We start from the raw sequence: 18,313 nt of genomic DNA on the forward strand, positions 1-18,313 counted from the left end.
TAGCAAATGCGCGTGAAATTCCGTTAGGAATTTCCACCGCTATGAACTTATACATGGTGTTATGCGCCGGCTTTTTTGTCAGCCGAGACTTTGCAAAAATGCCTTAAGCAAAGCGATAACTGCTTGCGAACCACTTGAGAGCTGATTTTTCCAATTCCCGCGATCGTTTTGCGACTTTGGGTTTGGCAATGCCCATCACAAAATTACGATGACCTTTCTTTCGTCAGTTGCGGATAGGAGCGAACCTTTGGGTCATTAAAATTCTTTGCAAAAATCTTAGGTCTTTGAAGTGGAGCCTGTCAGTTTTGGGTGTTGCTTGCGTTTTGCTTTTCAGACCTCAGATGCTGGCGCATAACGTTTAATATATGTGTCGTAGCAGGGCAAATTGTTACCTTGCTTTTCGATTTTTCCCTGCCTACCTGGCGGATGGCAGGCAGGTGCGCATTGGTTGCTAACTTTTACCTTTTGCAAGCATTGCGCCTTACCAAACATACAATAATCATTCGATGGATCACTTATCTGCTATGATCACATATATGTTGTTGTACAGCGTTTTTATTTTTCTATTTGTTTTTTCAATTCGCCATAAGGATAATAATACTTCCAAGTTCCGCTTTTTTTCCCATTAGTATGTTCACTTTCTAAATGTAAGTACCATTTATTCAGTTCGGAAGAGTATTTGTAGTCCTTTGATTTTATAATAAATGTGATATGCTTATTAGAATTTTTAATTTCTTGTAAATCTTTTGCAGTTGTATTTAGAGTCAGAGTTTTTGTGTCAGAAATTAGATTTCCATTTTTGTCAAAGTATCTATTATTCATAACCGTTCCCCACGAATCGTAAATACTTTCTGTTCTCGAACTATTTTTGTAATATCTAATATGTTTTCCAGTCAAGAAAGAATATTCCTTGTTGTTATATTCATAATAGGTTGTAGTTCCTGAATATTTTGGTTGTCCGTTCTTAAAATAGGTTTCAATTTTACTTGAATCAATAGGCTTTAAATTGTTCATTAATTCCAAATATTTATCACCATGCTGAGCATAAGAAAATAAAGGAATTAAAATCAGAATTTTGATTGTGTCTCTAATGTTCATTTAAATGGTGTACAACGCCAAATATATGAATCGGAGCAAGGCAAACAAGCCTGAACCAATCGATTTATCTGCGCATTTTTATTTCTTGTTTAATTTATAAAAATTTAACGCCACGACAAAAAGGGAATGACCTTTTGATCTAGCACTAAACTTTGCTCTGATTTCATATATGATGTTACCCACAGGTTTCTATTTTTCAATAGAGGTTTCCCATCCATCATACTCTCCGTTTAGTTCTTTTGCTTTCTCCCAAAGTTGCAATGTGTAATCATCAATTTGATCATATCCAACTTTGTCAACTCTTGAAACTGATATTACATATTTGTATTCGTTAGGTTGTTCCGTTTTTCCCTTGTTTTTTGTTATAAACTTTAATTCATTAGTGAAACTCTCGAATTTCTCGAGTTCTTTCTCGTTTTTAAAATAGATCCAATGAAAAACTTCTCGCGGTTTGATTAATTTATCTCCGCCTTTTTCTAATTGTTCAAGCACACGTCTATTTTGTATTACTTGCATTTGTCTTGGCAAAGGATATAAAAAGTCAAAATATCCGTTCCATTCTTTGTCTGTTTTATGTCCAAAATCAAATTTGAAATTCGGAAATGCGGTCATTGCTGATGAAACTTGTTTTTCCATTAAAATTGTGTTCTCTCCAAAAAAGTATAAATCCCGAAATCCGTCTGAAGTCAGTCGTCCAGCAAAAGTGTAATTCAGATTACTTTTGTCAAATCCGCTTATTATTTCATCCTCAATTTTCCATAATTCATCCGCATCATCGTTACTGGACAATCCGTTGTCTTTCGGATTAGGCATTTTTATTGAAACATAGACAACATTTTCTTGTCCATTTATTGGAGCAACACTCGTTAAATTCAAATCCGTTGCAATGGAACTTAATTTGTCATTTACATTTGAAAAGTAAAAAGTCCAATCAGGTTCGTATTCAGTTTTCTTTTCTGTTTGTCCGAATATTTTACTTAAAAATCCCATTATCAATATTAAGGTCAGTATTTTTCGCATTCGCTTTGTTCAACTTGTGGGTAACGTCTCGGCTATGGTTTGTTGCGGAAAGGCACGCGAGTCCGATTCCGGTTAAAGAGCCTAAGATAACAAATGCGCGTGAAATTCCGTTAAGGAATTTCGCCGCAATAAACTCATAGGCATTGTTACAGCACGTTTTTCACTTTTCGTTTAAATTTTCTGCTGTCAGAATACATTATAACAACTCCGCAACGGCCATTAGTTCCATATAATGCTGAAGCATTAGTTCCTTTTAATACAGTTACCTTGTCAACGTTCTTATCAGTTACCAATTCAAGTATTCTATTTGTTTTGGGATATTCTGTTGGGTCAAGCAAATAAGCGTTTTTCTTTAAGCCTAGAACAAAAACAATTTTACATTCACAATTCGCCTTTTCCATTGCGTCTTGTATCGTTTCTTGATTTTTAATTACAATTCGACAATAACTTTTTTGTCGTTTGTAAATAGTGTCTGCAAATATTTTCTTTTTTATTTGAGCTATTTGGTCAGATTTTGAACTCAATTTTTCAAAACTCGCAATCCATTCGGTGTTTTGCTTTTCAGTCAGAATTAAATCAGTTGTGGTTTCTTGAGAGAACACATTTTTACCAAATAGCAGAGTTATGGTTAGAATTAAAAGATGTTTCATATTCCAATTATTTCTGTCAAATCTAAAGTCAGTTTCTTGATTTGAAAATCAGAAATGAGTAAAATGGTCTTTTGGTTTAGCGAAATGTTTTTCTCAAATGTGCTGTAACGTTTAATGTAAAATGCGTTTTAATGCATTTTTACATAGTGTTAGAGAATGTGTTCTTTTATAAACCATCTCCATTAATTTTAGTTAATTTTCGTTTTAATATAATGCTGTTTACTATTACAATTGGTTGACAGGCTATAAAAAACAAAATAGTTGAAATAAAATCAGGAGGCGTTGCCAAGTAAGAAAAAATTAGAGAAAACAATTCAAGAATCAAAGGAGCTTTCCACCAATCCTTTTCTTTTATTTTAATCCACTCTATTAACTCCTTCCATAGAAATGGTAAAGTAATTAAAGAGAAAAAATAGATTAACCAAGTAATGAATAATTTTATGATCGGCCCTTTGCTAACGGAATTTTTAATCAAAGGGTCTATTGAATATCCTTCCAACCACTTGAATAAAAAGTAGGAGATAGTTGCACTTAAAAAAACAGTTATAACTAATGGTAAAATTATTTTTCTCGATCCATCCATTTAATTATCAAGTTTAATATTCTCTAACGTTTAATATATGTGTCGTAGCAGAAGAAAAAGTTACCATAATTTTCGATTTTTCTTGCGCATTGGTTGCCAACTTTTACTTTTTGAAACATTGCGCCTTACCAAAAATACAACAACCAATCAATTGATCACTTTGCTGCTATGATCACATATATAGTGTTGTAGCCAGTTTATTTATTTAGTCTCGTTATCATAATTATAATATTCCAAAGCGAGAATAAGTCATTTCCTTTTTTCGTAATAAAAATCGTTTCTTTCCCGTCAAATTCAGTAACTAACAATTCACATTCATTACGTTTTTTAATTTTTTTGAGTTTAGTTTCGCCAGCTTCTGCTTTTTCGAAATATTCTTTCCGATTTTTAGAATCTACATCTTCAATTGAATCTAGTTTTATAGAGTTGAGTTTTGTTCCATCATATCCAATGATTCTTTTAGTCCCCAATGCGGTCCAATTATTCTTTGAATCCGTAAATAGTAAGATTATTTTTCCGCTATCTTTTTCGTCAAAATGATTTGAATATTTCATTTTAACTTCATCAGTCAAGTTTTCAAATAAAAAGGCACTTTTATTCGGTAGACTATGTTGAGAAGCTCTCCACTTAATTCTATTTTCTATAAATTCGATTGTTTTTTGCATTCAGCTTAATTGGCTACAACGCCAAATATATGAATCGGAGCAAGGCAAGTATACCTGAACCAATTGATTTATCTGCGCATTTTTATTTCTTATTAAACTTATAAAAATCTAGCGTCTTTGCAAAAAGGAAATAACCTCTTGATCTAGCACTAAATTGCTCTGATTTCATATATAATGTTGTGAGCAGTACTTTTTTTAGAGAACAGATTTTAATTCATTCCCATAATCAGATTGATCAATATCAATCCCTAGGTTTAAATTATTCATTCGACTAATTATTTTGGTGTCAAAATGAATTCCTTTGTTCCCACAAATATATTGTTGGCTAAAAATAGAAATTATAACATTAGATTTTGCAATCAACTTTTTAATTCCATCAATATCTTTTTCCAATTCAGTTAGTAACATTTTTAATTTAGGTTCTAACTCATAAGCATTACTTTTGATCGGCTCAAATGAAATTCTGCTGAAATTATATCTGCTTTTTCCATTTGCTCTCAAATCATCAATACTCCAACCTGTCAATGGCTTTAGTTTCGTTAATTTAGATAATTCGTCAAAAGTAAGTTTATCGGAAGTCGCGGTTAAATATATTCGGTTTCCATTTTCGGTATCTACAGCAACTAATTTATTATTTTCTTTTGAAAAATAAATAACTAAAAAGAAAGGCTCTTCTGCTATAGGAAAATAAACAGCATTTACTTTTTCAAATGATTTAAAATCGACGCGTTCAACTTTTGGTTTTCCATTTTTTAATTGGACTGAATGAACTTCCAAATACTGTTCTGTTGTTCCAAAAGTTGGCTTTTCAATTTCTGCGATTGCTCTCTCTATTAGTTTTTCTTTCAATATCAATTTAGTTTTTTCAGGTATTGCTCACAACGCCAAATATATGAATCGGAGCAAGGCAAGTATTCCTGAACCAATTGATCTATCTGCGCATTTTTATTTCTTATTCAATTTATAAAAATTTAGCGCCATCGCAAAAAGTAAAAGACCTTTAGATCCAACATTAAATTTTGCTCTGATTTTATATATAATGTTGTGGGTAGGGCTTTCTTTTCAGGTTTCGGGCTTAATTCAAATTATTGATAACACAGCTACGATCAAAAAAATGGAAAATCCAACGATAGAAATAATATATTTATAATCTTTCTTTTCCTTTTTTAAAATACTTAAGGCTGTTAAAGCTGTACCAGAAATTACGAGTAAATTCGTCAGAATGATCAATACGGAGAGGAGTATGTCCGAATTCTCTTGCGGCTTTTCATATCCTTCCAATTCAATTGATAAAGTAGTAGAGGTTCCGACAATATAAGCAACCAAAATGTTCAATAAAATAAAATATATTAAAAACCGGAAGGACCAAGTTCTGTAATTGGTGTTTTTTTTAGTGATCGTTTCTGCTGATTCCATTAAATTTATTTTTTTCGCTTACACACAACGCCAAATATATGAATCGGAGCAAAGCAAGTAAGCCTGAACCAATTGATCTATCTGCGCATTTTTATTTCTTGTTTAATTTATAAAAATCTAGCGCCATCCCAAAAAGAAAATGACCTTTCGATCTAGCACTAAACTTTGCTCTGATTTCATATATAATGTTGTGTGTAGGTTTTTAATCTGATTGATGAACCCAATATAATTTCCCTTTTTTAAAAGTTAGTATACCTCCTCCTGCATCTAGCTTTTGTACATAAATACTAGGTCTTTCAAGTTTAATGATAGTATCTTTATCTAGATCTCCATTTTCCTTAATTAATACTTCCCAAGTTTTTTTGTCAGAAATGACTCCCCATTCATCAATCCAATCTACTAATTCGGGGTATTTTATGAATTTTGTTTCATTACAACCAATTTTTAAAGTGCTCCCTCTTTTTTGCTCTATAAATATGTATTTACATTTGTTTCTGACAAAGTATATTTTTTCTAATTCTCCATTCCCATTCAAGTCAATTTTTATGGTGTCGTTTAAGCTATACTTTTTAAAATTGGTCCTTTCGGGATATTCGGAGATATATGTTATCTCTTCTTTTATAGGCAGAGTAGCTTGCGTTGTTGTTTTCTTTGTACTCAGAGATTTCGGTGTTTTATTAGCTGTGTTTTTAATTGTGTCAGATTCACTTTTTTTCAAATTTAAATTTGATTTTTGCTCTGATTTGCATTGAATCAAAAATATAGTAGCTAATATGATAATTCCAATTTTTTTCATCATTTTTCAACTTACACACAACGTTTAATATATGAATCGGAGCAAGGCAAGTAAGCCAGAACCAATCGATCTATTTGCGTATTTTTATTTCTTGTTTAATTTATAAAAATATAGCGCCACTGCAAAAAGAAAATAGCCTTTCGATCTGGCACTAAATTGTTCTGATTTCATATATAATGTTGTGTGTTGGCTTTTCCATTCCAATATTCTAACCAATTTAGTGGTTCAGTCAGATTATGCATATTAAATTCTAAATGAATTACTCGTCTTTTCTTACCGTTTGTTGTTCTGTTCGAAGCGTGTAAGGTCAGAGGTTTCATTAACATTGCTCCGCCTTTTTCTACTTCACAAACAAATTCGTTTTCTATATTCCAATCTTTTGAGTCGGCACGCACTATTCCTTTTAAATGAGATTTTGGAATTACTTTTAGAGCTCCATTATTCTTGTCCGTTTTGTCCAAGTGAATTCGAATTGTTATTGTGTCTTGTAAAATCTCAATTGGTGGTTGAACTCCGTATTGCCTTTTTTTAAAAGTCCAATTTGAGTAATTTTTCAACTCTACTTTTTTATCAACAGAAATACTCAAATCTTGATGATAAGCAACAAACCAATTTGATTCACTAGGTTTGTCAAAATAGATTGCTTTTGTCAGGAAATATTTGGATTCGGAAAGGTCAGTAAGTAATTCAGTCAGCTTTTTGTTAAATAGCAAATCACTTAGTTCAGGTACATTTTTGATTAATTGCCTAATTGCAAATAAATCCTTTGTTTTCATAAACGAATTTCCGTCTTGTTCAGTATTCTCAATACAAGCCAAGATTTGACTTATTTCATTGTCCGAATACAAGTCAGATAATACAGAATATCCGTTTTCATCAAGTTCTATTTTGTTTTTTTTGTAGCTCATTTTACGCTTACACACAACGTTTAATATATGTGTCGTAGCAGGGCAAAATGTTACCAAGCCATCGACATTTTCTGCGCATTGATTGCTAACTTTTACTTTCTGCAAGCATTGCGCCTTACCAAAAATACAACAACCATTCAATTCATCCCTTAGCCGCTATGATCACATATATGTTATTGTAAGTAGTTTATTTTATTTTTTCATGTACAAAGTTTAAGATATTTTGGAAATCCTCTTCACCAACTTCAGATTTTCCAATTACGAATACCTCTCCATAATTTTCTTTTTGAATTAATAGAAGATTAGATTTAACTATTTTATATTTTTGAAAATCTTCCCAATTCGTCCAATTACATAAGTAATCGTTAGAATATCTTAAACAATGATCATTTAATTCAAATATTCCAGTCGTAGTTACTTCATTTTCCTTAAATAAGCTTTTTAAATTCCTTGTATAATCGTTTTTTAATCCCGTATACTTTTCATTTTTAAAGTAAAGATCGAAAATTGCAAAAATTCCAATAACAAAGAATAAAGTGCTCAATTCACTTCCCCCAATCAAGATACTAAGTCCAAGAATAAAACATATACAAGAAATAATTAATGATTCTTTCATCTTCTTATATTCTTTTGGAAAAATATAAGGGAAAGTCAATTTTGTTTGTTCGATATAAAGCTTTTCGTCAAATGGAATTTGATACTTCAAAATTGGTTTTTAAGGATTACTTACAACGTTTAATATATGTGTCGTAGCAGGGCAAAATGTTACCTTACTTTTCGATTTTTCTGCGCATTGGTTGCTAACTTTTACTTTTTGCAAGTATTGCGCCTTAGTAAAAATACAATAACCATTCGATTTATCTCATAGCTGCTATGATCACATATATAGTGTTGGCAACAGTTATTTTACTTTTTTTCCGTTTCGATATTCTATTTGAGTTTTGGCTCCGTTTTTATTTAGGCAGTATTCAATTCCGTTTTTCTTTTTCCCTAAATATTGACAGCTATAAGTCAGTTTTCCCCTTTCAAACTGTTCCACAAGAATTTTTATTCCGTCATCATTATAAGTTATGGTTTCAAAAACTTCACCTTCTAAATTATACTTATGCTCTTTTAAAAGAACTAATTGTTTATTTGGGTTGTATATTATCTTATTTGAAACTCTTTTTTCTTTTCCGTTGTAGTATAAATTACTCGACAGGATAATTCCGTTTTTGTATTCCTCTTCATAAACTAAATGTCCATTTTTTCGTTTTTTTTGAGTAATTCCAGTAAAGAGTTTGTTATTAACACTTTTGTAAACTAAATTATTGTCAATATATGTTTCCTTCATTCCAATTGTTTCTTGCGAAACCATTTTGTTGAAAGTAAAAAGCATTAATAAAATTAGAAAGTTTCTCATTTAATTATAATTGTTGCCAACGTCTCGTATAAGAAACGTAGGGCAGGTGATAAGCGATACGTTTCGGATTGGTACTAAGCCAAATATAAATATTTTGCTTTTATCTTTTTTCTCCTAAACGCCAAATTTTATAGTTGGCGACTTTGCAAATACACACAGACCTTTGGATTAAGCCCAAATACCCTATGTTTTTTATACATTGTTACTGGCAGTTTTAATTCACGTTGATTGGATAAAAGATGCAATAAATCATTCCTAAATTGAAAGCTGAGTGACATATTATTGCTCCTAAAATCGAGCCTGAACGTTTTCTGCAAACGTAAAATAAAATACTCACACAAAACATATTCAAAACCCATATCAAAGTCGGTAATGTCAATAATTCCCATTGCTGATTTACGAAAACTAGTCCGAAATGAGAGATATGAACGAGAGCAAATGCAGAACTATCAATTATAGATGCTTTTCCATTTCCAACGGAATTTGCAAAACTTGAATGAACTATACCTCTAAAAAAAAGTTCTTCTCCAATCGGACTGAATATCATTCCAGTCAAAGCCATAATACCAAACATCACGAGTTTACTCTGCTGGTCAATTTCTACTGGAATATTATAAGATTTTCCAATATAGTAGTACCAATTTTCGTAAGACTGACCGTAAAAAATTTCGCCTAAAAAGTAAAGGAAAATGCTAAATACGATTCCAATTATAAAAGAAATAATTAACCAATTCTTTTCCGTAGGCTTTTTAATTCCGATTTTTTTTCTTCCGTACTTACTCAAAAAAATGAATGGTGCAATCGCGGAAATAAACATAATCAGTCCAATGTAGGCGTAGTTTGCTATTTCATTTGCGTGTAGAACTAAAATGAAACGAGGAATACAGATTACAAGAATTAAAAAAAGTCCGAATTTCCAATTAAAATTGAAAATCTTACTCCACATCGGTTTTAATTCATTCTCCATATTTTACTTAAAATTTTCGGTTTTCTCGATGGTTTTTGTCAAATAGCCACTAACGTTAAATATATGGCAAGTTGGGAAGAAAACAAGTGATTATTTTCGGTTTAGTCACAAGCCAAATTTTTTGCATTTTGTGTTAATTTTCTCTTTTAAGACCAAATCAAAAGATTTGGTGACTATTGTAAATAGACAACAACTTTTGGATTAAGCACTAATCGCCCAATTTGCTATATATAGTGTTAGCTACAGTAATTATTTCATTTTTTTTGGGGTGATAGTCCATTCCTATTCGTATTTCTTCGGTTTTTTCTTTTCCGATAAGTTTCTCAGATAGGTATAAGCCTAAATCCAATGAAGATGCAACTGCTCCAGCTGTAATGGTATTATTGTCATCAACAATTCTTGTTTGAACAACTTTTTCGCAATATTTTTCCAATGATTTATATTCATTAAAGTTAGTCGTTGCAGTTTTGTTTTTTAAAAATCCAGCTGAACCAATTAATAAGCTACCTGTGCAAATTGAAACTATATAATCAACATTTTTTCCAGTTCTCAACCATTCAATGAATTCTGTATTGTGTTGAAGCTCTCTTGTTCCATATCCACCAGGCACAACTATCATATCATAATCCGATAAATCAGGTTTAATTTTATCGACAATAATTTCTAGTCCAAAACTATCCTTTATCGATTTTTTAGTCGCACACAAATCCCAATTTAGATTTTCCATAAACCCTTTGGTTTTTATATTCTTTATAGGGTCATAAAATCCAATAAAATCTAAAAGAGTTATTTCGTCAAATAGTATATATGCTATCTTCATTTGTTTTTATTGTAGCTAACGTCAAATATATGAATCGGAGCAAGGCAAGTATACCTGAACCTATTGATCTATTTGCGCATTTTTATTTCTTATTCAATTTATAAAAATTTAGCGCCATTGCAAAAAGGGAAGGACCTTTTGATTTAGTACTAAATTGCTCTGATTTCATATATAATGTTGTATGCAGGCTTTTTTATTCGTTTTTATGTTTATCCTTAAGAACAAATTGAACTATTTTTTTAGCTTTCTCCAATGTAATTCCGTTTTCTTGGTCAAAAGTCAGTTGATGATTTTCTTCTCCAATTTCGATTTCAACTATGGAATCTACATTCTGTTCAATAGCTCTTGATTTTATATTAAGAGTGTTTTTATATGTTGGAATTTGGTTTTGTAACCATCCAAAATATGGTTCATTTTCTATTCTTTGAGGATTATTCCAGTCATCCATTCTTTTTTCAAAATTTTCACGACTTATTGACGCCCAAATATCAAAGTAAAGATCTTCTGGGTAATCTAATATTGGAATAGTTAATCTACCTCTGTGAAAAAAATGCTCTTCGTCTACAACACAAAGACTTTTTTCAATTTCAATTCTAGATTTTCTTTCATCAGGAGGGATTGAGTAATAATAGTCAGGAAATTCGGATCCAAAACATAATGGCATATCATCATATTCAGTTCCACAACATTCGCATTTAAAAACTTCTTTACCCTTTCTATTAAAAATTTTACTCAGTTTCATATTCAAATTTCACGGCTTGCATACAACGTTTTGTGTATGATTAGTTGCGAGAAAGCACGTGAGTACTTTCCGTCATTGCTAAAGATAATTAATGCAAGTGAATTTCCGATAGTGAAATTCCGCTGCAATTAATTCATACACCTTGTTGTGCAACGTTTTATATCCGCTTTGTAATCCAATCCGATGTTTTTTCAATTCGGAATATTAAAATCAAAGCTATCATTGTTCTTACAATATATTTAGCTACGCTAAAGTCAGAAATATCTGCGTTTTCATTTCCATTCAGTTGAGAAGTCAATTGAATACAATATTCTATAAACTCAGGAATCAGATAAATTGAAGTAGCTAGCCAAACAATTCCAACTGTCATTAAAATTACTTTCGATAATGATTTAGGGTTTAATTCCGTAACTATTTCTTTATCTGTTTTAATTAGTTTTTTAGAAATCCAATCCGCTTTCAAAAACAGAAATAAAGAAACAACAATATTAGCTAAAGTCAGAAATGTTCCAGTGAAATAGAATTTATCAATTGGTTTTTCCAATAATTCTGCAAACTGGGCCATTGCCGCCGTTCCGTAAATTGAAAGGAAATATGAACCAAAATGGTCGAATATTTTAATGAATAAAAATATTCCAGCTATTCTCAAAGTTAGAGCCGTTAAAATTCGATTTGTCATTAATTATCAGTTTTTTGGGTATGTTGCACAACGTCTCGGCTATGGTTTGTTGCGGAAAGGCACGCGAGTCCGATTCCGGTTAAAGAGCCTAAGATAACAAATGCGCGTGAAATTCCGTTAAGGAATTTCGCCGCAATAAACTCATAGGCATTGTTACAGCACGTTTTTCACTTTTCGTTTAAATTTTCTGCTGTCAGAATACATTATAACAACTCCGCAACGGCCATTAGTTCCATATAATGCTGAAGCATTAGTTCCTTTTAATACAGTTACCTTGTCAACGTTCTTATCAGTTACCAATTCAAGTATTCTATTTGTTTTGGGATATTCTGTTGGGTCAAGCAAATAAGCGTTTTTCTTTAAGCCTAGAACAAAAACAATTTTACATTCACAATTCGCCTTTTCCATTGCGTCTTGTATCGTTTCTTGATTTTTAATTACAATTCGACAATAACTTTTTTGTCGTTTGTAAATAGTGTCTGCAAATATTTTCTTTTTTATTTGAGCTATTTGGTCAGATTTTGAACTCAATTTTTCAAAACTCGCAATCCATTCGGTGTTTTGCTTTTCAGTCAGAATTAAATCAGTTGTGGTTTCTTGAGAGAACACATTTTTACCAAATAGCAGAGTTATGGTTAGAATTAAAAGATGTTTCATATTCCAATTATTTCTGTCAAATCTAAAGTCAGTTTCTTGATTTGAAAATCAGAAATGAGTAAAATGGTCTTTTGGTTTAGCGAAATGTTTTTCTCAAATGTGCTGTAACGTTTAGTATATGGCAAGTAGGGCAGTAGAAAGTAATAAACTTTCAAGTTTGCACTGAGCCAAAACGTTGTATTTTGTTTAACTTATTCATTTTAAAAGCCAAATCAACGATTTGGCGGTGTTGGTAAATAGCTCTGAACTTTCTAAAACCACCAAACGCCCTATTTGCTATATACAGTGTTAGTGGCTTTTTTTAATTTTCTTTAAACCAATCCATTCATGTTCAATATCCCTCATCAACAAAGCATTATCAAGCCTAACCGATCCTTTGGGGAAAATATTTTCATTTTCAAAAAAACTAGATTGGACATTCTTTACATCTAAAAGAGACACTTTCCAGTTGTACGCTTTGAGTTCTAGCCCCTCAAAATCATTTTTATCAGGGGAATAACCAACTGAGCCATTTTCAAAAAAATCAGAAACACAGTCTAAACTTTCAAAAACACTTTCGTTGTTCCAATTATTAGTCTCTTTAGCCTCAATTGACAGTGAGGTTTCATCGTCACTTACAAACGCAACTTTATAGTTTCCATCTGATTCATTAACAGAAAACTCAGCTAGATGGTGAACTCCAGGGAAAATAGTTTCTCCAACTAATGAGTTTAATTTCGAGGATGTATCTCTTCTTGGAATATAAACACCCTCTTTTAGTTCACCATTTTCAATCCATTCTACTGCAATTCTATGAGCTCCGTTTTCAGATGATATTCCGATTTGTTTTGGAAGTCTTTTAGGTCTTATTTCTTTTAACCTTATTAAGCAAATACCTGCAATTCCTTTACCGTTAACTAATTTAGGTTTAAATGGCTCAGGTAAATAGTTTTCCAAGACTTCCTTGTCAACTTGATAATTGATTAGAATTCTTCTGTCTATTATTCCTGTAATCTTAGGTATTTTCATTTTGCTTTAATTGCCACTAACGTTTAATGTATAATTTGTAGCGGGATGATCTAAAACCAACGTTCCGCATAGCCCAAAGGTAACAAACACGCGTGAAATTCCGTTAGGAATTTCCACCGCTATTAATTATACATCATGTTATGCACTGGCTTTTTTCTTCAGCCGTTACTTTGCAAAGTTGCTCAAGCAAAGCGATGATTGCTTGCGAACTATTTGCGTTGTATTTTTTCAAATTCCCGCGATCGCTTTGCGACTTTGGGTTTAACGATTACCATCACAAAATAGCGATGACCTTTATTCCGTCAGATGCTGATAGGGGAGAACCTTTGTTTTGGCTAAATCCTTTGTAACAACACCAGGTCATTGACCATTATCCCGTCCGATTATCATTCAGATAACGTCCTGCTTTTCAGATTTCACTTGCTTGTGCATAACGTTCAAATGTAAAAAGTCGTTTTAATGCTTTTTACATAGTGTTGTAGACAGTTATTTCTTCGCATATATCAATAGTAAGCTCAAATACTTTTGCCTTTCGCTAATTTTCTTAAATTTTTCAACTTCTCGGTCAGGTCATTAGCTTCTTCTTTCTTCTTTTCTTTTTTTAAATTTTCTCTTGATTTGGTAAGTATGCTAATGTAGTGGTCAAACACTTTCTCTTTGATTAGAGGATCATCTATTACCTTATACAATCCACTTAAAATCCATTCGAAAACTCCATAATGTTTCAAACTTTCATTTAAGAAATTAGTTAGTCCAACTACCATACTTTCATTCCATAAGTCAATTTTCATGATTGCACCAAATACATCAGTTGTCCCACTATAGATTTCCATGAACCATTCCGAAAGCTCAAGGAAATATTTTGACTCTTTATTTTTCCCTTCTTCTTTGTAGTGTTCTGAAATAGATTTGCAGGAAGTGCTACAGCACATATATCCATTGCTACACCAAAAAAATCCGGACACATCAAACTCTCCATTAATTAAACCATTAACAAATAAAGAAAGCCCCATTAAATCACTCTTCGTTTTTTCATTGTTGAGTAATTCTGAATGATTAGGTAATTCTGCTGTAATCTCATTATACTTCCCAAATAAATCCTCATGTTCGGCCCACAGTGGTAGCAAATTGACAAACAAGGCACGTTCTATAATTTCTTGGTTTAATTCACCTCCATCTTGTACATAGGTAGATAAGTGATTGCAAGCAATTAAATAATCTTTAAAAGAGTTACTCGCTAGTTTTTTGATTAGTTCTTCTTTATTCATAATCTAATTTCAAATTGGCTACAACGGTTTGGCTAAACTGCGTTTTAATGCAGTTTAGGTGTTGTTGTAGCCAGTTATTTTTATTCGTTTTATTTGATTTTCGTGATTTATTTCAGTCTTTTCGATTCCATTTTGGTCAAGATTGTTAAAAATCGTAAAGAAGTTTTCTTTATCGGATTCCGACTCCTTTTCCAATATGAATTCTATTCCAGTCAGCATATCACCTGTCTCGTGTTTTTTTCCGCTTTCTACAAATTCACTCACAAAATTATAAGTCAGAATATTTATTCCAATTATTGATTTATTCAGGTTTTTGGTAAACTCAGGTTTCCCGTTTTCTTTCCAGATTAAGGGCATTTCATTTCCCATTCCGTACCAATCTAGTTTCTCGTTTAATTCAAACGAGTTTATAGTCATACTGAATTCATCTAGTTGATATGCCGTAAATTCAAATCTATTTCCACCTATTTCAAGAATCACTGGTCCATCAGTTTGCCATTCATTTTCATTTGTCTCCCACATTACCCAAAAGCGGTCAATTTTTTTTCCGATGAGTTCCGATAGAGTTTTATCAAACTCATCCTTAAAACTCTGAGCTTTAGTATGAAATTTTGGTTTATATGTCGGAATTCCAAGCATTCTGTTCTAATTGGCTACAACGTTATAAGTATGTGTCTTAGCAGAGCAAAATGTTACCAAACCATCGACAAATCCGCACTGATTTTATAACTTTTTTTTTCTAAAATCTCTGTGCCATAGCAAATATACAAGAACCTTTGGGTTATCACTTAACTGCTATGACATCATACTTGGTGTTAGCGATAGTTTTTGTTTTTTTAAAATGATTTGTTATGTTTTTTACAGTGCCACATTGGATCATATTCTGATATTCCACAACCTGCAAGAATTATTTCACCTTTTGTTGCTTTCATTAGTGATTTTATATCACTCACTAAACCATAAACTATTGGTATAACTTCATCAGATTTTTTATCTACTGGACATATTCTTGAAGTGTTTTTTCTTCTATTCAGTTCTAATTTTAGTTGGGTAATTGAATCATTTTTTACAGAAACACTTTTTGTAAAATCATTAAGATATCCAATTTTCTGAGCAACCACATTATATGTTTCTGGTTTTAAACTATCGATTTTAAAATGTCCACTCCAATCTGTAAAGGTCTCGATTTGAACTTTTGTTCCAATAACCAGAATTTTTACTTCAGGTACATTTATCGAATCTGTTAAGTACATCACATTACCTTGGATTGAACCAGTTTGAGCAAAAGATTTTAAAGAATATATAAGAATCAATATTGTAAAATATTTTTTTTTCATTTCTTCAATTATCGCTAACGTCTCTTGTATGTTGCGTTTGCCTGCCGAAGGCGGCATATGCAATATACAAATTGTTGTGCTTAGTTATTCGTCGGATTTAACTTCATCACTTTCCCCACTTTCTTCTGAATTTTGTTCATTATAATTGAGCGCTAATAATTCTAACTTTAATTTCTCATCAATCTTGTCTTGGACTCTGGTTTTCCATAAATAAAAACCTCTGTTAGAAAGCCAAATTCCAAAGACAATGATAATACTGCACAACATCGTCAAACTTATGAGCTGATTCCGTTTCATATCTAACTTTACCGATTTTGAATTTACCTCAACACTTTTAAGCTTAATAGCTTTCTTGACAACATCCAATTCTTCTATCAGCTCTGGAATTTTGGCCTGCTTAACTTTATAGGGAAACAATTGCTTCTCATAGTCGAATTGAAATTTGTAATACTCTCGAAGCTCCTTATCAACCGCTAATTTCACTTGCCGGTCAACTTCAATCTCGTATCGGTTTGTTGATGGGCTTGAATTAACCTCTAGTTCTTGTCCTTTATAAAAGGCATCCACCTCTTTATCAAGCTTATTAATTAACTTAACTATATCTTTTGACTTCTCCTCGGCAAATTCAACTTCTACATGAAGAAGAGCCAACTCGGCATTTATAGCGTACTGATCATCCTTAAGTTTAATATATGAAACTCCTAGGAACGAAGCAGTGATAACACATATGGTTAAACCAGTAATCGCATAAAACTTATACAAATTATCTGTTGGAAGACTAGGTATATTGAATAGACTCATTCTTTTCTAATTAAGCACAACGCTAAATATATGAATCGGAGCAAGGCAAGCAAGCCTGAACCAATCGATTTATCTGCGCATTTTTATTTCTTGTTTAATTTATAAAAATCCAGCGCTATCGCAAAAAGGAAATGACCTTTCGATTCACACTAAACTTTGCTCTGATTTCATATATAATGTTATGAGCTTTTTTTATTTATTGAATCCAATTGTCTAAGACAACTTTTTGAGTCCATTTTTTCTTTTTTAATTCGTAAAGTACAACTACACCACCTCCGCACATTGGACCACAAATTTTTTCAAAACGAACCATTGCAATATCATAAGCTTCGTTAAATAACGGTTTAGAAATAGAAGAAAAACCCTTTCTGCAGTTTTTTTTCTCCAACCAATCTAAATAAGCAAACTCATTATCTTTAAATGACTTATTAAATTCGATGTATTCTCCGCTTTTGATAATATTTTTCCCAGGCACTAATTCTTGAGTTATCTTAAATTTATTGAACAGATCAATTTGAAATTTAAGAAAATTAATGTCTTCAATTTTTAAATTTTCTTGTACATATAATTTGAATTTCTCTTCAATTAATTTTGACTTCCATACGGATTGCTCCATTATACAATTAACGTCAAGAAAGCTTTTGTCTCCAAGTAAACTTTCTTTTTGTAATAATTGGTTTATGAATTCTACCGTTATTTTTTTGTCATGACTCTCCCTTTTCAAGTCAGATTTACAAGACAAGAAAAGAGTCAAAACAAATAGTAATATGTATAAATTATTATTTTTCAAATTGCTTATAACGTTTAATATATGTGTCGTAGCAGAGCAAAATGTTACCGAGCCATTGACTTTTTCTTGTGCATTGGTTGCTAACTTTACTTTCCTGCAAGCATTGCGCCTTACCAAAAATACAATAACCTTTCGATTGATCACTTTGCTGCTATGACATCATATATCATGTTGTATGCAGTTTTATCTTTCGGATCGTTTATCTTCTGGGATATTTATAATTCCACTTCCATCCACTAACATTTTTCCATTTTCAGTTATTATTCTTAACGTTAGATTAAAAGAATTCCACTTAATTCCTTTAACTATAACATAACCAGTTTTAGGATCAAATTTCAAAAGTTTAACACCTTTATCAGGATAATCTTGAGCATCAAATATTGGGTCAAAACCAAGTCCTAACTCGGGATCTTCTTCCCACGCTTTTGTGATTGTATTTTCCAATTCCTTTTTAAAACTTTCTGTCACAAGAGGTGAAGCTTTTGTCCATTCGATAATTCCTAAATTACTATTGTTTTCAATGTAAGAATTAATGAAGTCAACCGCGATTTGAGAATTAGTGTTTTGATTGTTTTTTTCAATCTTTTCAAGTTCCTTTTGAACAGTAGTTGTCGAATCTGATTTGGAAGAGTTGGACCACTTTTCTTTGTTAGAATTACATCCAAATAAAGACAAAACGAAAATTATGAGAATTATATATTTCATA

At 31.7% G+C, this 18,313-nt stretch carries 23 protein-coding genes; all 23 read right to left on the reverse strand.

What is annotated here, in order from left to right:
* Window positions 1–555 precede the first annotated feature (555 nt).
* The 23 genes from ABW637_RS20035 to ABW637_RS20145 all read right to left on the reverse strand — a co-directional run bounded on the left by ABW637_RS20035 (window position 556) and on the right by ABW637_RS20145 (window position 18,312).
* Complete coding sequence (locus tag ABW637_RS20035) at window positions 556–1,014, reverse strand: hypothetical protein (RefSeq protein ID WP_367586508.1); 459 nt, start codon at window positions 1,012–1,014, stop codon at window positions 556–558.
* A gap of 273 nt (window positions 1,015–1,287) precedes the next feature.
* Complete coding sequence (locus ABW637_RS20040) at window positions 1,288–2,118, reverse strand: DUF695 domain-containing protein (RefSeq protein ID WP_367586509.1); 831 nt, start codon at window positions 2,116–2,118, stop codon at window positions 1,288–1,290.
* 146 nt (window positions 2,119–2,264) lie between these two features.
* Window positions 2,265–2,768, reverse strand: a complete 504-nt coding sequence (locus ABW637_RS20045) for a hypothetical protein (RefSeq protein ID WP_367586510.1) — start codon at window positions 2,766–2,768, stop codon at window positions 2,265–2,267.
* A gap of 166 nt (window positions 2,769–2,934) precedes the next feature.
* Entirely contained in the window at window positions 2,935–3,351 is a 417-nt protein-coding gene (locus ABW637_RS20050) for a hypothetical protein (protein ID WP_367586511.1), read from the reverse strand.
* A 197-nt stretch (window positions 3,352–3,548) separates the two neighbouring features.
* Window positions 3,549–4,016, reverse strand: coding sequence for a hypothetical protein (locus ABW637_RS20055; RefSeq protein WP_367586512.1), 468 nt, complete (start codon window positions 4,014–4,016; stop codon window positions 3,549–3,551).
* A 195-nt stretch (window positions 4,017–4,211) separates the two neighbouring features.
* Entirely contained in the window at window positions 4,212–4,865 is a 654-nt protein-coding gene (locus tag ABW637_RS20060) for a DUF4279 domain-containing protein (RefSeq protein ID WP_367586513.1), read from the reverse strand.
* 231 nt (window positions 4,866–5,096) lie between these two features.
* Entirely contained in the window at window positions 5,097–5,432 is a 336-nt protein-coding gene (locus ABW637_RS20065) for a hypothetical protein (protein WP_367586514.1), read from the reverse strand.
* A 202-nt stretch (window positions 5,433–5,634) separates the two neighbouring features.
* The gene (locus tag ABW637_RS20070) at window positions 5,635–6,228 is read right to left on the reverse strand and encodes a hypothetical protein (protein WP_367586515.1); all 594 of its coding nucleotides are present in this window, start codon (window positions 6,226–6,228) and stop codon (window positions 5,635–5,637) included.
* A 167-nt stretch (window positions 6,229–6,395) separates the two neighbouring features.
* Complete coding sequence (locus ABW637_RS20075) at window positions 6,396–7,136, reverse strand: phytanoyl-CoA dioxygenase family protein (protein WP_367586711.1); 741 nt, start codon at window positions 7,134–7,136, stop codon at window positions 6,396–6,398.
* A gap of 187 nt (window positions 7,137–7,323) precedes the next feature.
* Window positions 7,324–7,842, reverse strand: a complete 519-nt coding sequence (locus ABW637_RS20080) for a hypothetical protein (protein WP_367586516.1) — start codon at window positions 7,840–7,842, stop codon at window positions 7,324–7,326.
* Between the two features lie 195 nt (window positions 7,843–8,037).
* Window positions 8,038–8,469: a hypothetical protein gene (locus tag ABW637_RS20085; protein ID WP_367586517.1), complete on the reverse strand. Its 432-nt coding sequence runs from the start codon at window positions 8,467–8,469 to the stop codon at window positions 8,038–8,040.
* Between the two features lie 283 nt (window positions 8,470–8,752).
* Window positions 8,753–9,505, reverse strand: coding sequence for a CPBP family intramembrane glutamic endopeptidase (locus ABW637_RS20090; RefSeq protein ID WP_367586518.1), 753 nt, complete (start codon window positions 9,503–9,505; stop codon window positions 8,753–8,755).
* 208 nt (window positions 9,506–9,713) lie between these two features.
* Window positions 9,714–10,325 carry a DJ-1/PfpI family protein gene (locus ABW637_RS20095; protein ID WP_367586519.1) on the reverse strand — a complete coding sequence of 204 codons (612 nt, stop codon included), beginning with the start codon at window positions 10,323–10,325 and terminating at the stop codon, window positions 9,714–9,716.
* A gap of 193 nt (window positions 10,326–10,518) precedes the next feature.
* Window positions 10,519–11,067: a DUF2199 domain-containing protein gene (locus ABW637_RS20100; RefSeq protein WP_367586520.1), complete on the reverse strand. Its 549-nt coding sequence runs from the start codon at window positions 11,065–11,067 to the stop codon at window positions 10,519–10,521.
* Between the two features lie 157 nt (window positions 11,068–11,224).
* Entirely contained in the window at window positions 11,225–11,746 is a 522-nt protein-coding gene (locus ABW637_RS20105; RefSeq protein WP_367586521.1) for a hypothetical protein, read from the reverse strand.
* Between the two features lie 153 nt (window positions 11,747–11,899).
* Window positions 11,900–12,403 carry a hypothetical protein gene (locus tag ABW637_RS20110; RefSeq protein ID WP_367586510.1) on the reverse strand — a complete coding sequence of 168 codons (504 nt, stop codon included), beginning with the start codon at window positions 12,401–12,403 and terminating at the stop codon, window positions 11,900–11,902.
* Between the two features lie 288 nt (window positions 12,404–12,691).
* Window positions 12,692–13,411: a DUF2071 domain-containing protein gene (locus ABW637_RS20115; RefSeq protein WP_367586522.1), complete on the reverse strand. Its 720-nt coding sequence runs from the start codon at window positions 13,409–13,411 to the stop codon at window positions 12,692–12,694.
* A 515-nt stretch (window positions 13,412–13,926) separates the two neighbouring features.
* A complete protein-coding gene (locus ABW637_RS20120) occupies window positions 13,927–14,679 on the reverse strand; it encodes a hypothetical protein (RefSeq protein WP_367586523.1) in 753 nt (250 codons plus the stop codon).
* A gap of 54 nt (window positions 14,680–14,733) precedes the next feature.
* The gene (locus ABW637_RS20125; protein ID WP_367586524.1) at window positions 14,734–15,318 is read right to left on the reverse strand and encodes a hypothetical protein; all 585 of its coding nucleotides are present in this window, start codon (window positions 15,316–15,318) and stop codon (window positions 14,734–14,736) included.
* A gap of 197 nt (window positions 15,319–15,515) precedes the next feature.
* On the reverse strand, window positions 15,516–16,016 hold the full coding sequence (locus tag ABW637_RS20130; protein ID WP_367586525.1) for a carboxypeptidase-like regulatory domain-containing protein: 501 nt from the start codon (window positions 16,014–16,016) through the stop codon (window positions 15,516–15,518).
* An 84-nt stretch (window positions 16,017–16,100) separates the two neighbouring features.
* Complete coding sequence (locus tag ABW637_RS20135) at window positions 16,101–16,817, reverse strand: hypothetical protein (protein WP_367586526.1); 717 nt, start codon at window positions 16,815–16,817, stop codon at window positions 16,101–16,103.
* 196 nt (window positions 16,818–17,013) lie between these two features.
* A complete protein-coding gene (locus ABW637_RS20140) occupies window positions 17,014–17,751 on the reverse strand; it encodes a hypothetical protein (RefSeq protein WP_367586527.1) in 738 nt (245 codons plus the stop codon).
* Between the two features lie 39 nt (window positions 17,752–17,790).
* Window positions 17,791–18,312 carry a hypothetical protein gene (locus ABW637_RS20145; protein ID WP_367586528.1) on the reverse strand — a complete coding sequence of 174 codons (522 nt, stop codon included), beginning with the start codon at window positions 18,310–18,312 and terminating at the stop codon, window positions 17,791–17,793.
* Window position 18,313: the final 1 nt, after the last annotated feature.

Origin of the sequence: Aquimarina penaris, assembly GCF_040786285.1 — a bacterium.
Taxonomy (GTDB): Bacteria; Bacteroidota; Bacteroidia; order Flavobacteriales; family Flavobacteriaceae; genus Aquimarina.

Coding starts and splice junctions, on each gene's coding strand:
- ABW637_RS20135 (WP_367586526.1), bottom strand. CDS start 16,817: ATGAGTCTATTCAATATACCTAGTCTTCCAACAGATAATTTGTATAAG.
- ABW637_RS20115 (WP_367586522.1), bottom strand. CDS start 13,411: ATGAAAATACCTAAGATTACAGGAATAATAGACAGAAGAATTCTAATC.
- ABW637_RS20095 (WP_367586519.1), bottom strand. CDS start 10,325: ATGAAGATAGCATATATACTATTTGACGAAATAACTCTTTTAGATTTT.
- ABW637_RS20130 (WP_367586525.1), bottom strand. CDS start 16,016: ATGAAAAAAAAATATTTTACAATATTGATTCTTATATATTCTTTAAAA.
- ABW637_RS20120 (WP_367586523.1), bottom strand. CDS start 14,679: ATGAATAAAGAAGAACTAATCAAAAAACTAGCGAGTAACTCTTTTAAA.
- ABW637_RS20100 (WP_367586520.1), bottom strand. CDS start 11,067: ATGAAACTGAGTAAAATTTTTAATAGAAAGGGTAAAGAAGTTTTTAAA.
- ABW637_RS20105 (WP_367586521.1), bottom strand. CDS start 11,746: ATGACAAATCGAATTTTAACGGCTCTAACTTTGAGAATAGCTGGAATA.
- ABW637_RS20040 (WP_367586509.1), bottom strand. CDS start 2,118: ATGCGAAAAATACTGACCTTAATATTGATAATGGGATTTTTAAGTAAA.
- ABW637_RS20145 (WP_367586528.1), bottom strand. CDS start 18,312: ATGAAATATATAATTCTCATAATTTTCGTTTTGTCTTTATTTGGATGT.
- ABW637_RS20075 (WP_367586711.1), bottom strand. CDS start 7,136: ATGAGCTACAAAAAAAACAAAATAGAACTTGATGAAAACGGATATTCT.
- ABW637_RS20125 (WP_367586524.1), bottom strand. CDS start 15,318: ATGCTTGGAATTCCGACATATAAACCAAAATTTCATACTAAAGCTCAG.
- ABW637_RS20110 (WP_367586510.1), bottom strand. CDS start 12,403: ATGAAACATCTTTTAATTCTAACCATAACTCTGCTATTTGGTAAAAAT.
- ABW637_RS20070 (WP_367586515.1), bottom strand. CDS start 6,228: ATGAAAAAAATTGGAATTATCATATTAGCTACTATATTTTTGATTCAA.
- ABW637_RS20090 (WP_367586518.1), bottom strand. CDS start 9,505: ATGGAGAATGAATTAAAACCGATGTGGAGTAAGATTTTCAATTTTAAT.
- ABW637_RS20045 (WP_367586510.1), bottom strand. CDS start 2,768: ATGAAACATCTTTTAATTCTAACCATAACTCTGCTATTTGGTAAAAAT.
- ABW637_RS20055 (WP_367586512.1), bottom strand. CDS start 4,016: ATGCAAAAAACAATCGAATTTATAGAAAATAGAATTAAGTGGAGAGCT.
- ABW637_RS20065 (WP_367586514.1), bottom strand. CDS start 5,432: ATGGAATCAGCAGAAACGATCACTAAAAAAAACACCAATTACAGAACT.
- ABW637_RS20050 (WP_367586511.1), bottom strand. CDS start 3,351: ATGGATGGATCGAGAAAAATAATTTTACCATTAGTTATAACTGTTTTT.
- ABW637_RS20035 (WP_367586508.1), bottom strand. CDS start 1,014: ATGAACAATTTAAAGCCTATTGATTCAAGTAAAATTGAAACCTATTTT.
- ABW637_RS20085 (WP_367586517.1), bottom strand. CDS start 8,469: ATGAAGGAAACATATATTGACAATAATTTAGTTTACAAAAGTGTTAAT.